11 protein-coding genes are annotated in these 14,315 nt (G+C 44.3%); 7 read left to right on the top strand and 4 right to left on the bottom strand.

Annotated elements, in window-relative coordinates; all coding sequences use genetic code 11:
• Positions 1 to 9: 9 nt before the first annotated feature.
• The 6 genes from AC4MRV_RS19870 (at position 10) to mgtE (ending at position 4,844) form a co-directional block, all read left to right on the top strand.
• Positions 10 to 1,470: an RNA polymerase factor sigma-54 gene (locus AC4MRV_RS19870; protein ID WP_491189041.1), complete on the top strand. Its 1,461-nt coding sequence runs from the start codon at positions 10 to 12 to the stop codon at positions 1,468 to 1,470.
• 25 nt (positions 1,471 to 1,495) lie between these two features.
• Positions 1,496 to 1,783, top strand: coding sequence for a ribosome hibernation promoting factor (gene hpf, locus AC4MRV_RS19865; RefSeq protein WP_006878041.1), 288 nt, complete (start codon positions 1,496 to 1,498; stop codon positions 1,781 to 1,783).
• A gap of 4 nt (positions 1,784 to 1,787) precedes the next feature.
• A complete protein-coding gene (gene ptsN / locus AC4MRV_RS19860; protein ID WP_491189040.1) occupies positions 1,788 to 2,234 on the top strand; it encodes a PTS IIA-like nitrogen regulatory protein PtsN in 447 nt (148 codons plus the stop codon).
• Positions 2,234 to 3,097, top strand: coding sequence for an RNase adapter RapZ (gene rapZ / locus AC4MRV_RS19855; protein WP_491189039.1), 864 nt, complete (start codon positions 2,234 to 2,236; stop codon positions 3,095 to 3,097). The genes ptsN and rapZ overlap by 1 nt, the downstream gene beginning before the upstream one ends.
• A 4-nt stretch (positions 3,098 to 3,101) precedes the next feature.
• Positions 3,102 to 3,380: an HPr family phosphocarrier protein gene (locus AC4MRV_RS19850; RefSeq protein WP_491189038.1), complete on the top strand. Its 279-nt coding sequence runs from the start codon at positions 3,102 to 3,104 to the stop codon at positions 3,378 to 3,380.
• Positions 3,381 to 3,488: 108 nt separating this feature from the next.
• Positions 3,489 to 4,844 carry a magnesium transporter gene (gene mgtE, locus AC4MRV_RS19845; protein ID WP_491189037.1) on the top strand — a complete coding sequence of 452 codons (1,356 nt, stop codon included), beginning with the start codon at positions 3,489 to 3,491 and terminating at the stop codon, positions 4,842 to 4,844.
• A gap of 67 nt (positions 4,845 to 4,911) precedes the next feature.
• On the opposite strand, the gene metH is transcribed toward mgtE, so the two are convergent.
• Positions 4,912 to 8,592 carry a methionine synthase gene (metH, locus tag AC4MRV_RS19840; RefSeq protein ID WP_491189036.1) on the bottom strand — a complete coding sequence of 1,227 codons (3,681 nt, stop codon included), beginning with the start codon at positions 8,590 to 8,592 and terminating at the stop codon, positions 4,912 to 4,914.
• Between the two features lie 170 nt (positions 8,593 to 8,762).
• On the opposite strand from metH, the gene AC4MRV_RS19835 reads away from it, so the two are divergent.
• Positions 8,763 to 10,070 carry a cation:proton antiporter gene (locus tag AC4MRV_RS19835; RefSeq protein WP_491189035.1) on the top strand — a complete coding sequence of 436 codons (1,308 nt, stop codon included), beginning with the start codon at positions 8,763 to 8,765 and terminating at the stop codon, positions 10,068 to 10,070.
• A gap of 82 nt (positions 10,071 to 10,152) precedes the next feature.
• On the opposite strand, the gene AC4MRV_RS19830 is transcribed toward AC4MRV_RS19835, so the two are convergent.
• The 3 genes from AC4MRV_RS19830 to AC4MRV_RS19820 all read right to left on the bottom strand — a co-directional run bounded on the left by AC4MRV_RS19830 (position 10,153) and on the right by AC4MRV_RS19820 (position 13,525).
• Entirely contained in the window at positions 10,153 to 10,836 is a 684-nt protein-coding gene (locus AC4MRV_RS19830; protein WP_491189034.1) for a DedA family protein, read from the bottom strand.
• Between the two features lie 135 nt (positions 10,837 to 10,971).
• Entirely contained in the window at positions 10,972 to 12,396 is a 1,425-nt protein-coding gene (locus AC4MRV_RS19825; protein ID WP_491189033.1) for a diguanylate cyclase, read from the bottom strand.
• A 1-nt stretch (position 12,397) separates the two neighbouring features.
• Complete coding sequence (locus tag AC4MRV_RS19820; protein ID WP_491189032.1) at positions 12,398 to 13,525, bottom strand: FIST signal transduction protein; 1,128 nt, start codon at positions 13,523 to 13,525, stop codon at positions 12,398 to 12,400.
• Between the last annotated feature and the right edge of the window lie 790 nt (positions 13,526 to 14,315).

Genomic DNA, 14,315 nt, shown 5'->3' with positions numbered 1-14,315 from the left:
TAATACTGAATGAAACCCTCATTACAACTCAAGCTAGGACAGCAGTTAGCGATGACACCTCAGCTACAACAAGCGATTCGCTTGTTGCAGTTGTCAACGCTAGATCTTCAACAAGAGATTCAAGAAGCATTGGACTCAAACCCTCTTCTCGAAGTCGAGGAGTCTGGGGAAGATACTCCGGTTGCCGAAGATAAATCGAGTAATGAGGAAAAAGAGCCAACGGTCGAGATCACAGAGCCAGACGTAAAAGACAGTTCAGAGTTAATCGAGAAGTCAGAAATAAGTTCTGAGCTTGAAATCGATACGACTTGGGAAGATGTATACAGTGCTAACACTGGTAGTACTGGCATTGCCCTAGACGACGACGCACCGGTCTATCAAGGCGAAACCACTCAGTCACTGCATGACTACTTAACGTGGCAGCTCGACTTGACTCCATTCAGTGAAACCGACCGTACTATCGCAATGGCGATTATTGACGCCGTCGACGACTACGGTTATTTAACTGTCTCTAGCCAGGATATTCTAGAAAGCTTCGATAACGAAGAGATTGAAATCGAAGAGATTGAAGCTGTCCGTAAACGTATCCAACAGTTTGACCCATTGGGTGTTGCATCGCTCAACCTTCAAGACTGTTTATTACTCCAATTAGCGACATTCCCAGAAGATACACCTTGGCTAGCCGAAGCTAAGTTAGTCCTCACTAACCATATCGACCAACTTGGTAATCGTGACTACAAACTGATCATTAAAGAGACTAAGCTTAAAGAAGCAGAGCTCAGAGAAACACTCAAGCTCATTCAACAACTGGACCCTAGACCAGGAAGCCGTATAGCAACAGAACATGCAGAATATGTCATTCCGGATGTTTCGGTCTTTAAAGATCATGGCAAATGGGTCGTGACCATCAACCCTGACTCAGTGCCAAGACTAAAGGTCAACCAACAATATGCAGCTCTTGGCAAAGGTAATAGTGCAGACAGTCAATACATTCGTAGCAATTTGCAAGAGGCAAAATGGTTAATTAAAAGCCTTGAAAGTAGAAACGAGACGCTGCTCAAAGTTGCTAAGTGTATTGTTGAACATCAACGCGATTTCTTCGAGTATGGTGAAGAAGCTATGAAGCCAATGGTACTTAATGATGTGGCATTGGATGTCGACATGCATGAGTCCACCATATCAAGGGTAACCACGCAGAAGTTCATGCATACCCCTCGTGGCATTTTTGAACTGAAGTACTTTTTCTCTAGCCACGTCAGTACTGACAATGGTGGAGAATGTTCATCCACTGCAATTCGAGCTTTGATTAAAAAGTTGGTTGCTGCCGAAAACAGTGCGAAACCACTGAGTGACAGTAAGATTGCAGCTCTACTCGCTGACCAAGGGATTCAGGTCGCTAGACGAACAATAGCGAAGTACCGCGAATCACTAGGCATCGCCCCTTCAAGTCAGCGCAAACGCCTACTTTAAGGCATTTAACCGAGAAGGAAAGTCTATGCAAATCAATATTAATGGCCACCACGTTGATCTCACCGATTCAATGCAAGACTACGTAAACGAAAAGTTTCAAAAGCTAGAACGCTTTTTTGACCATATCAACAGCGTTCATGTTGTTTTAAAAGTTGAAAAACTCCGTCAAATCGCAGAAGCTACCCTTCACGTAAATCAGGGCGAAATTCACGCTTCATCAGATGATGAAAACATGTATGCCGCGATTGATTCCCTAGTCGATAAATTAGTACGACAGCTAAACAAGCACAAAGAGAAGCTAAACGCTCACTAACACCATGCAATTAAGCGAAATCCTTACACTGGACTGCACGAAAAGTGCAGTTCAGTGCACCAGTAAAAAACGTGCCCTTGAAATGATCAGTGAACTCGTTGCTGAACAAACCGGGCAAAACTCTACCGAATTATTTGAATGCATGCTCAGTCGTGAAAAGATGGGCAGTACTGGCATTGGAAATGGAATAGCCATTCCCCATGCTCGTATGCAATCCAGTGATAAAGCTGTAGCAGTTCTACTTCAGTGTGAATCACCGGTTGAATTTGATGCTATCGATAACCGCCCTGTTGACCTACTTTTTGCTCTTCTTGTGCCCGACGCACAATGTAAAGAGCACCTAAAAACTCTTTCTAGTATGGCAGAGCGTCTCAACGATAAGCAGATCTTAAAACAATTGCGTAAAGCGCAGTCCGATCAAGAACTCTACGACATAATGGTGCATCGATAATGCGCCTTATTGTAGTAAGCGGCTATTCCGGTGCAGGTAAAAGTGTCGCACTTCGTGTCTTAGAAGATCTTGGTTACTACTGCGTCGACAATCTACCTGTGGATATGCTTGATAACTTTGTCCAATCCGTTCAATCAAGCAAACAGAATGTCGCGGTCAGCATCGATATTCGCAACCTACCAGCAGAACCAAACTTAGTCGAAGATGTTCTCACTCAACTCAAACAGAGTTCAGATGTGAGTGTACTGTTCCTCGATGCTAATAAAGACACATTACTCAAGCGCTATAGTGAAACTCGTCGAATTCACCCGTTGACGTTAAGCTTAGAGAACACCTCTCTAGAACAAGCGATTGAAAAAGAGCGAACCATTCTTTCTCCCCTCAAAGAACACGCGGATCTTGTCATCAACAGCAGTAACCAATCCCTGCATGATTTAAGTGAAACCGTCCGCATGCGTGTTGAAGGTCGAGAACGTAAAGACCTGGTCATGGTATTCCAATCATTTGGCTTTAAATATGGCCTACCGAGCGATGCTGATTACGTATTTGATGTGCGCTTTTTACCCAACCCTCACTGGGAGCCTGATTTACGTCCACTGACCGGGCTCGATGCACCAATCAAATCCTTTTTGGAAAGCCACGCTGAAGTCATTGAACTGAAACAACAGGTTCAAAAATTCATTGAACATTGGCTACCTCTACTAGAGAAGAACAATCGTAGCTATCTCACGGTAGCCATTGGATGTACTGGCGGAAAACATCGCTCCGTTTATCTCACCCAACAAATTGGCGAATACTTCGCACAGATGGGCCATCAAGTACAAATTCGTCACGCATCATTAGAGCAAAACCACAAGGAATAACACTATGCAGCAACAGAGTAGAACCGTCCTAATTCAAAATCGTCTAGGCCTTCATGCTCGTGCTGCTGTAAAGCTTGTGGAGCTTGCTCAATCATTTGATTCTGTACTGACCATTCAAAACCATGAAGGCAAAGAAGCCACCGCTGATAGCGTAATGGGCTTATTAATGCTGGAATCAGCCCAGGGTGAGCATGTGACCATTAGTGCAGAAGGCGCAGATGCACACCCTGCACTAGAAGCCGTCTGCCACCTCATCGAAGATAAATTTGAAGAAGAAGATTAACTTCCCTCCTTTGACAAATTTCTCTTCCTTCACATTAACTTATTAAATCCATTCTAAAATTAAGTTACTATTCACAGCATTGTAGAAAAATAGAGTCAGGGGGAATCAATGGCAGAGCAAATTGAATTTGACCAAGCTCACCAAGCCCTCCAAGAAGTCACAGAAGCTCTAGAAAATGGCCGTTTTGTTCATGTCCGTCGCCAATTGCAGGACATGGAGCCAGAAGACATTGCCCATCTATTAGAAGCCTCCCCACGAAAAAGCCGTGAAGTTCTTTGGCAGTTAACCGATCCAGAAGACTATGGTGAGATCCTCGATGAGCTAAACGAGGATGTCAAAGATGATCTAGTGTCTAAAATGGCACCAGAGACACTTGCAGAAGCTACAGAAGGTATGGAGACGGATGATGTCGCCTACGTACTCCGTAGCCTGCCTGACGACGTTTCTCGAGAAGTTCTATCACAAATGGACGCCGCAGAGCGCCTATTGGTTGAAACCGCACTTTCATACCCGGAAGATTCTGCTGGTAGCTTAATGAACACCGACGTTATCACCATTCGTGGTGATGTCGATGTTGATGTTGTATTACGTTATTTGCGTATGAAAGGCGAGCTCCCAGAAGCGACAGATGCTTTGTACGTGATTGATGAAGAGAGCCGGTTAATTGGTGAATTGCCAATCACGACTCTGATCACCACTCAACCAGACGTCAAAATCATTGATGTGATGGAAGACGCTGATGAAGCAATCGACGTGACGATGAGTGACTCAGACATTGCTAGCCTATTTGAGCGTCGAAATTGGGTTTCTGCACCTGTTATTGATGAAAACCAGCATCTTGTCGGTCGTATCACCATCGATGATGTGGTTGATGTTATCCGTGAAGATGCCGAGCACTCGATGATGAGTATGGCGGGTATGGATGATGACGAAGATACCTTCGCACCTGTGGTTAAATCTGCACGTAAACGTAGTGTCTGGTTAGGCGCTAACGTACTTGCAGCATTGGCAGCTGCTTCTGTATCCAATATGTTTGAAGCCACCTTAGATCAAATGGCGGCAATCGCGGTATTGATGACCATTGTTCCTTCCATGGGTGGTGTTGCAGGTAACCAAACCGTTGCACTTGTGATTCGCGGTTTGGCACTGGGTCATATCGGTGACTCCAACAAACGCGAACTACTGATGAAAGAAGCAGCCATCGGCTTACTCAACGGCATCATGTGGGCCTTGATCATTGGCGGTATTGTTGTAGCTTGGAAAGGTAATTGGATGCTAGGTGGGATTATCTCCGCGGCTATGCTCACTAACCTACTCGTGGCAGGCATCGCTGGGGTAACCATCCCGATTCTGTTAAAGAAGATGAATATCGACCCTGCTCTTGCAGGTGGTATGGCGCTAACCACAGTGACCGATGTGATTGGTCTATCGGTGTTCTTAGGTTTAGCAACCATTCTAATCTAACGCCAATAAGCTGATACAAAAAAGCGCAGTCGTAATAACTGCGCTTTTATTTTATCTAGCCTTCGCTCTAGCCATTAATGTTTGGCCCTAACCACTTCTCGGCCTCAAGCATATCCCAACCTTTACGATCAGCGTAACTTTCCACTTGATCCTGCTGGATCTGAGCGATCGCGAAGTAACGTGAATCAGGGTGCGAGAAATACCAACCCGATACAGATGCACCTGGATACATTGCATAGCTTGACGTAAGTGTCATACCAATCGTCTCTTCCACCTTCATTAGCTCCCAAAGTGGCCCTTTTTCGGTATGTTCAGGACAAGCTGGGTAGCCTGGTGCTGGTCGAATGCCTTGGTATTTCTCTCTAATCAGTTCTTCGTTCGACAAGTTCTCATCAGCGGCATAACCCCAAATTTCTTTACGAACCCGCTCATGTAAGTATTCAGCAAATGCTTCAGCTAAACGATCGGCAACTGCCTGAATCATAATCGCGTTGTAGTCATCACCTTGAGCTTTATATTCATCCGCAAGTTCACGCTCATTAATACCACCCGTCACGGCAAAGGCACCAATCCAGTCTTTCTTACCCGAATCTTTCGGCGCAATGTAATCAGACAGACAGTAATTGAACCCTTTCGGCTTTTCAGTTTGCTGACGTAAGTTACATAGCACTTTAGCCACTTCAGTACGCGACTCATCCGTGTAAACTTCAATATCGTCGCCAATGCTTGCCGCTGGGAACAGTGCACACATACCTCGAGCTTGCATCAAGCCCTCTTTCTCAACACGGTCTAGTAGCTCATTAGCATCTTTAAATAGACGCTTGGCTTCTTCGCCTACTTCTTCATGTTCAAAGATCTTTGGATATTTACCCACCAGCGACCAAGTCATGAAGAAAGGCGTCCAGTCAATGTAGTTACGTAGTGTCGCGATATCAAAATCATCAAACACATGTACACCCGGCTTAGCTGGCACTGGCGGAGTGTAGTTGCCCCAATCAATATCAACCTTGTTGGCTCGCGCTTGCTCTAGTGTTACTGGCTTAGTTCGAGGCTTTTTACGGTTATGCTGATCACGGACACGTTCATAATCCGCATCGAGCTTTTCAACAAATGCCGGGCGAAGTTCATCAGATAACAGAGAAGTACACACACCTACTGCACGCGATGCATTGTTTACATAAACAACAGGCTTACTGTAGTTCTGCTCAATTTTTACCGCAGTATGCGCTTTCGAGGTCGTTGCACCACCAATCAGTAGTGGCAGATCAAACTCAAGACGCTCCATCTCTTTAGCAACATGCACCATTTCATCCAGAGATGGGGTAATCAAGCCAGATAGACCAATGATGTCAACGTTCTCTTCTTTAGCAACTTTCAGGATCTTTTCACATGGCACCATCACGCCAAGGTCGATGATCTCGTAGTTGTTACATTGCAGAACCACGCCAACAATATTTTTACCAATATCGTGCACATCACCTTTTACTGTCGCGAGTAGAATTTTACCGTTCGAGGAGCCTGCCTGTTTCTCTTTGTTTATGAATGGTTCTAGGTGAGCAACCGCCTGTTTCATTACGCGCGCTGATTTCACTACCTGTGGTAAGAACATCTTACCTTCACCAAACAGGTCACCCACCACGTTCATGCCATCCATTAGAGGCCCTTCAATCACCTCTAGCGGTTTGGCAGCATTGACGCGAGCTTCTTCGGTATCTTCTACGATAAATTCGGTAATACCTTTCACTAAAGCGTGTTCAAGACGCTTCTCAACTGGCCATGTGCGCCACTCAAGTGCAGAAGCATCCTCTTCTTTACCGACACCTTTACCTGCATATTCCGCAGCAATATCAAGCAGTCGCTCAGTCGCATCATCACGACGGTTAAGAACCACGTCTTCCACCGCCTCTCGTAGCTTATCTGGCACGTTGTCGTAAATTTCAAGCTGACCTGCGTTAACAATGCCCATGTCCATGCCGTTCTTGAAGCAGTGGTATAAGAACACCGCGTGAATCGCTTCACGGACGTAGTTATTGCCTCGGAATGAGAACGAAACGTTCGAGACACCACCTGAAATCATCGCATGTGGTAAATCGCGTTTAATGTCTGCAACCGCTTCAATGAAATCCACAGCGTAGTTGTTGTGTTCTTCAATACCCGTCGCGACGGCAAAGATATTCGGGTCAAAAATAATGTCTTCCGGCGGGAAGCCCACTTCATCAACTAAGATTCGATAAGCGTTGGTACAGATTTCTAACTTACGTTCACGCGTTTCGGCCTGACCGACTTCGTCAAATGCCATCACGATAACTGCAGCACCATAACGGCGGATCAATTTCGCTTGTTCGACAAACTTCTCTTTACCCTCTTTTAACGAGATGGAGTTAACGATGCCTTTGCCTTGAATACATTTGAGGCCAGCTTCGATAACTTCCCATTTAGAAGAGTCGACCATGATTGGAACTTTCGAAATCTCTGGCTCTGATGCACATAGATTGAGGAAGCGCACCATACACGCTTCCGCATCCAGCATGCCTTCATCCATGTTGATATCGATGATCTGAGCGCCGTTTTCCACTTGCTGACGAGCAACTTCTAGCGCTTCGTCGTAAAGCTCTTCTTTAATCAAACGCTTAAAGCGGGCAGAACCGGTCACGTTAGTACGCTCACCAACGTTAATAAATAGCGTTTCTTTTTCGATGGTTAGTGGCTCTAAACCAGATAAACGACAAGCAGTAATCAACTCTGGAAGGTCACGGGGCTTAACCCCTTCAACCGCATTTGCCATTTGGCGAATATGTTCTGGCGTCGTACCACAACAACCACCAATCAGGTTTAAGAATCCGCTCTGAGCCCACTCTTTAACGTGCACAGCCATATCTTCTGGAGATAAGTCATATTCGCCAAATGCATTCGGTAAACCAGCATTCGGGTGCGCAGAAACAAACGATTCAGAAATACGGGAGAGTTCTTCGACATAAGGACGAAGCTCATCTGGGCCAAGAGCACAGTTAAGACCAAATGAAATTGGATTTACGTGACGAAGTGAATTGTAAAATGCTTCGGTCGTTTGACCTGATAATGTGCGACCCGAAGCATCAGTGATGGTACCTGAAATCATCACAGGAAGAGCAATGCCTAACTCTTCAAATACCGAATCAACGGCAAAGGCACACGCCTTAGCGTTAAGTGTATCGAAGATAGTCTCGATAAGAATAAGGTCGGAGCCACCTTTGATCAGTGCTCGGGTTGATTCAGAATAAGCTGTCACAAGCTCATCAAAGCTGACGTTACGATAGCCAGGATCGTTTACATCAGGCGAGATAGAACAAGTACGGTTAGTAGGACCAAGAACGCCTGCAACGTAACGAGGCTTATCTGGTGTTTTCGCCGTCCACTCATCTGCAGCTTCACGAGCTAACTTAGCTGCCGCAAAGTTAATCTCTTCACTGAGGCTTTCCATATCATAGTCAGCCATCGCGATAGTGGTCGCGTTAAATGTGTTGGTTTCAAGAATATCTGCGCCGGCTTCTAGATACTCAAGATGGATATCTTTAATCAGCTTTGGTTGAGACAGTACTAAAAGGTCATTATTCCCTTTCAAATCGCAATGCCAATCAGCAAAACGCTCACCACGATAATCATGCTCTTCAAGTTTGTAATCTTGGATCATGGTGCCCATACCACCATCAATCAATAAGATACGTTGCTTTAATTGAGCTTCAATCTGTTGCCTTACATTACTTCCCACAGTACAGCCTCATTCCTTTAATTATTCTTCCATCCTATCACAGTTATTAAAGGAGTCTAGACGTCTAAAACAACAAAAATCATCACCATTCCATGACAAAAAAGTGTTTGCTATTTAAGCACGCTAGGAACAAAATCCTCATTCACAATTTGTTACATACAGAGAATCACATGTCGGTCTATTACACTCTGTGTTTCCTATCTGCTGCAGCAATGATGATTGCTTTCATAAACAGCAAGATAGGTAAAATGCAAACCACCATCGCTATAACTGCGGGATCAATGATCCTATCGTTAATCATTCTGATCGCAGGTCAAAACGATTGGTTCCACCTGACAGAAATTGCTTCGAAGACAATGTCGAGCATTAACTTCGAAGATTTTTTGCTTAAGGGGATCCTTGGCTTCTTACTGTTTGCCGGTGGATTAGGTATCAAACTGCCCAACTTAAAAGATCAGAAATGGGAAATTACCGTACTGGCCTTAGGGGCAACCTTGTTCTCTACCTTCTTTATTGGTTTTGCGTTATATGGATTCTGCCAACTCATCGGGATCCAATTTAATTTGGTCTACTGCTTATTGTTCGGCGCACTTATATCTCCTACCGACCCAATCGCAGTATTGGCTATCGTCAAAAAACTCGATGCGCCGAAGCGTATTTCAACCCAAATTGAAGGGGAATCTCTGTTCAATGATGGCTTCGGTTTAGTGATTTTTGTCACTCTGTATACCATAGCCTTCGGTACCGAAGCACCAACAGTGGGCAGTGTAACCATGTTGTTTATCCAAGAGGCTATCGGCGGTATCGCTTATGGCTTTGCGCTTGGGTTACTCTTCCACTATCTCATCAGTGCTACAGATGATCATTCTATGGAATTGCTACTTACGATTGGTGTGCCAACTGCGGGTTACGCATTTGCTGAAGTACTGCATGTTTCAGGTCCACTCGCTATGGTCGTTTCTGGCATTATGATTGGTAACTGGACTCGCTTTATCGGTTTCTCCAAAGAGAGTGAAGATCACCTTGATCACTTCTGGGAATTAGTTGATGAGTTCCTTAACGGCGTACTCTTCCTACTGATTGGTATGTCGATGCTATTGTTCGAGTTCCACAAAGAAGACTGGATATTAATGGCGTTCTCTGTACCACTGGTACTCTCTGCCCGTTACCTAAGCGTTTTTCTGTCTTACATTGGCTTTAAACGTTACCGAAACTACAACCCGTGGTCAGTTAAAATCCTAACCTGGGGTGGGCTGCGCGGCGGTTTGGCGTTAGCAATGGCACTCTCCATTCCATCAGGCATCTGGGTGATCCAAGATAAGCTAATTGATGTGAAAGAGATTGTGTTGGTCATGACCTACTCTGTGGTCGTGTTCTCCATTCTGGTTCAAGGCTCAACCATTACACCTATGATTGAAAAGGCAAAGCGTGCTCAGAAAGACATGGACGAGGATGCAATGGCAGCTACAAAAGAGTAACGTACCCTAAACTTATAATACTGAAAGGCAGCCCATTAAGGCTGCCTTTTCCGTATCATTACGCTCAATAAGCGCACAGATTCTAAAGCTCTTTTGCAGAACTACTTGGCAATGGCTTAACCAACACTCTCCGTAACTTCATCACAGTAATACTCAATATTGCTAGGCACAAAGTAATTACAGGTGCGGCCATAAGCCCAGCTGTAATATATCTGCTGATTGTCTCAGGGAGAATCGGAAGCAACATGCCAAATGAACAGAGTAACAGCGTCCATAAAATCGCGCTTAACCACGAGAAATAGTGAAACCTTTTTACCTGCTGCGCTCTCATCCCCATCATTAACGGCAGCAGTGAGCGAACAACTGGAATAAAGCGAGCACTAAATAAAGCCACCAACCCATGCTTAGTTAATAACATATCAACTTGTGCTAAGCGCTTACTCGGAACAGCCTTCACCCAGCCTTGAACTTTAGGTAAACGATTTAACCATTTTCCTTGCAAGTATGCCGCCCAACTTCCCATTGCCGCACAAAACCCAATAATTAGTAGGATCATAACGGGATCCAAAACGCCCACCGCCGCCAATGTGCCAGATAACACGACCACACTATCGCAGGGGAAAGGAGCTGCTGGGATAAAGCCACTTTCAAGAAAAATAAGGGCGGCAACAATAACGTAAATAAAAACAGCACTACCTGGAGTCTGCAGTACCGAGAAATCTTGGCTCCACAGTGCGAAGAGGACAGAGGTAATAGAGTCCAACATAGAAACACCCTTACTACGTTGAGGTACGGTAGATTCTGTTGTAGCTCCGTTCTAATTGAAGCTCAAACGCAATTTGCTATCGTCAGGATTGATTAAACACAAAGGGGGAAGGAGAACATGCTTATCAGCTCTAAATCATTTCTGGATGATGCAGTTCCTTCCGCTGTCTTTTGCAATATAAAGGTATCCATCAACACGAGCTAAAGCTTCTTCTATCGGCGTGGAAAGTTGCTCGTAAGGCAAGGTTGTCATCCCCAGACTGACTGTGATTTTGAGCGTATCCTCACCACTTACGATCTCCATTGCCTCTACTTCACGCCTTAGTCGCTCTGCGATTTCAAACCCCAGCTCACTATCAGTACTTGGTAATACAAGCGCAAACTCTTCCCCACCTAATCGACCTAAAACATCCATATTGCGAGTAGACTGTTGAATATGCTTTACCAACGCAATCAGGACCTCATCTCCTGCGGCATGACCGTATTGGTCATTGACTTGTTTAAAGTGGTCTATATCAAGCAAAATAATTGTTATAGGCACCCGCCAACGTTCGCAGGTGCTGATCGCCCTTTCCGTCTGCTCTTGAAAGCTTCGACGATTAAACGCACCAGTTAGGGCATCGGTAGCAGCAAGTTTACGAAGTTTGTTTTCGATGCTCTTTCTTTCATCGATATCAGTAATCGACATAATGATGATTGGGTTATCATCAAAGGACAGCTTGCTAAAAGCAAACTCTACTTGTCTAAAACGTCCATCTGGTAGCAATAGCATTAAATCACAGGAGGCCGTTGCGACACCTTCGCTTTGTGATAGTGTCTGACATAATCTAGAGCGAAAAAGCTTATGGCTCTGTGAAGCAATAAACTCACTAGGGTGTCGGTGAACAACCTCTACTTTAGCCCGATTAAGTAGCTGGCAACTAAACTCATTCAACATGATGATTTCCAGCTGAGGATTACAGATAATAATCCCAATAGGAGCCGCGTTAACTAACTCTTGTAATTGTTTTGCTGCTCTTTTGGAATGTTCTAACCTTTGAGCTTGTAACTCTTCAAGCTTTTTCCTTAGGTATATGTCGCGGAAAACTAACAGCCAACTATTGGGAGTGATATTCGTTAATCGCACCCGCATTATGTAATCTGTACCTGCGCACTGAATATTTAGATCTGCAGTCTTGTTACCGCTAATTTGATAATCTCGGATAAAAGTCTGTAATTCAGGAGAGCTTCTGACTATCTCTAATTCAAATATCTTCGAGAAATTAGCTTCAGAAGTTAACAAGGGGGGTTCAAAGTTACCACTTCGAATATCTTTAACATTACCTTGAGTGTCCACCCACAGGCTCATATCTGGCAGCGAGTCTAAGATTTGGTTGAGTGTGTTGTTCCTTTGGTTGAGCTCATTGCAACTAATATCTAATGAACGCTCTGTAATTGCTAATTGTTCCTCAAAGCTTTGATAACCGTCATCAACCAATTGAATTAATTTTTCTAACTCCGGCTCTTCAGGTACTCCATCTGGGTAAATGCGCTTGAGTTGGCGTTGAAGTAACCTGTGCATACTACTTTTCCGAGAATGCGGTAATGGTCATTGTCTGATTGTGTAACTCAGAATTGTGCTGATGATCTAAAGGAGCAATCTCGCCATAAGAATAGAAACCACATAGCATTGTTTGCTCTCCTAACTCTTCACGAACTGCATCTACTTCATCATCAGCCAACTGCTTAAGTAATAGCTTTCTACCCACGCAACTGATTAATATGGCAATTTGAGGGGAGGCCTGAATAAAATCCCGACAAACTTTTGCGGCATCTTGTGCTCCATCTATCAAAGAATCAACATTAGCACGCATAAGTTTGGCTGATACTCCTGTGGGAATATGCCCTGCAAAGGTAATCGAGCCAGTATCGTCATCCGTAGCTAATAAAGTTCTAACAAGTTTAGTGTCTTTATCTGGATCTGATATCTCTAACGGAAAGCGCAACCCACTAGAGGGAAGCTCTTCAGTTAAGTCCCCTAGATAGCTGTGATAGACCTCGAGCGCATTTTGATCATCCAGCTCAAAAAGCACGTTCCCCTCAGAGCGCGTTACCTTGCGCTCAATCCCAAACGAGCACCACCCACCACGTGAACCATAGCTAACCTCCAAGCTATCACCGTATAAGCCAATCGCTGCGACCAGCCCTGAGCTCTTAACGTTCTCGGTATAAACTTGAGTTTCTGAAAAATTAACGCAGTCTCCTGCTAAGCCTCCGGTCACTTTAATATGATCGGGTAATACACTTTTAAACCCATCTACAAGATATGTTCCGTCTACCTGAAGGCCGTCACTCAGAACAAATATGTGCCGTAAATCTTCAGACAACAAGTCGCTAGCTAATGTACAGCCTAGCGCTTTGCATGCTCCTTGATAATCAGATAGATATCGTGCAGATTTTCTAATCGAAGTTTTCTCAAACTGGATAAAGGTAATTACGAGCGAATTATCTATCACCCCAACATTGCTTATCTCTCCAGAAGTCGAGCAACCCATCATATGTGCCTTGGGAAAATGCTGTTTCAGCAATGATGATATATCTTCATTGAGTGAACCATAGATCATCAACAACGTATCATGGGAATCGACGATTGAAACTGACGAGAGATCCAACGAATCTTTGCCATTCCATACAAGCTGCTCTGTCTTCATATTGACCTCCAGTCTATAAACTAAAGTTAGCTCTTTTTACTTATCTTTCCACTTAGAATTCTTGTTAGGAGCAAGTCATTTGAGCCACCAAAATGATGTTGAGCAGTGATCACAAGCAAGATGAAAGGAAAGGCCTCGTACAATTCCTAAAGTAATTGTTGCACTAGGTCATTCTAGCTTTAGAGAGATCTGTAATTGAAGAAAGGATGCTAGGCTCCTACCAAAATCTTTATTAAATAAAGCTTAGTAAAGAGAGACCTGAACAGTCATTAAAACCTGCTTCCAATCAAAGGAAATGATGATAGTGCTAACTTTCCCGTGGGCGTTTCAATAAATAGGGAGCAGATAAATACCTAGTTGGTAGCCCAGTACCTATTTGTCCTAGAAAACGAAATTCCGGAAACTACAAAAGCCTAGTCGTCAGACTAGGCTTTCTAAAAGTAGTGTTGTGGCAGGCCTCTAGTGAGTCCATGCAAAGACACTTTCCTATAGGTATTAAAAAACCGACGCTTTCGTATCAGGTTAACTAAGTGGCGAAATGGCGAAGGCACCCAGTTCGGGCTTGTGTTCAATTGGAGTCGCATACGAGCGGGAATCGATGGTCAGGCATTCGGCCCATGAAATAAGCTCAGTACTTAAGAAGCGTTAGACGTAAACAAGCTGCCGTCTTTCGTTGGGGACACCAAATCTGGATCTATCCGGTGAAGGACGGACATTCAAAATGATTCAAATACGAAAAAGCCCTGCTATTTCTAGCAGGGCTTTCAAAGAAGTGGCGGAGTGGACGGGA

This window comes from Vibrio sp., assembly GCF_984391705.1.
This window is presented reverse-complemented; position numbering and strand designations above follow the sequence as displayed.

What these genes read in the sequence shown, in the direction of transcription:
- AC4MRV_RS19870 (WP_491189041.1), top strand. Translation starts at nt 10, where the DNA reads ATGAAACCCTCATTACAACTCAAGCTAGGACAGCAGTTAGCGATGACA.
- hpf (WP_006878041.1), top strand. Translation starts at nt 1,496, where the DNA reads ATGCAAATCAATATTAATGGCCACCACGTTGATCTCACCGATTCAATG.
- ptsN (WP_491189040.1), top strand. Translation starts at nt 1,788, where the DNA reads ATGCAATTAAGCGAAATCCTTACACTGGACTGCACGAAAAGTGCAGTT.
- rapZ (WP_491189039.1), top strand. Translation starts at nt 2,234, where the DNA reads ATGCGCCTTATTGTAGTAAGCGGCTATTCCGGTGCAGGTAAAAGTGTC.
- AC4MRV_RS19850 (WP_491189038.1), top strand. Translation starts at nt 3,102, where the DNA reads ATGCAGCAACAGAGTAGAACCGTCCTAATTCAAAATCGTCTAGGCCTT.
- mgtE (WP_491189037.1), top strand. Translation starts at nt 3,489, where the DNA reads ATGGCAGAGCAAATTGAATTTGACCAAGCTCACCAAGCCCTCCAAGAA.
- AC4MRV_RS19835 (WP_491189035.1), top strand. Translation starts at nt 8,763, where the DNA reads ATGTCGGTCTATTACACTCTGTGTTTCCTATCTGCTGCAGCAATGATG.
- AC4MRV_RS19830 (WP_491189034.1), bottom strand. Translation starts at nt 10,836, where the DNA reads ATGTTGGACTCTATTACCTCTGTCCTCTTCGCACTGTGGAGCCAAGAT.
- AC4MRV_RS19825 (WP_491189033.1), bottom strand. Translation starts at nt 12,396, where the DNA reads ATGCACAGGTTACTTCAACGCCAACTCAAGCGCATTTACCCAGATGGA.
- AC4MRV_RS19820 (WP_491189032.1), bottom strand. Translation starts at nt 13,525, where the DNA reads ATGAAGACAGAGCAGCTTGTATGGAATGGCAAAGATTCGTTGGATCTC.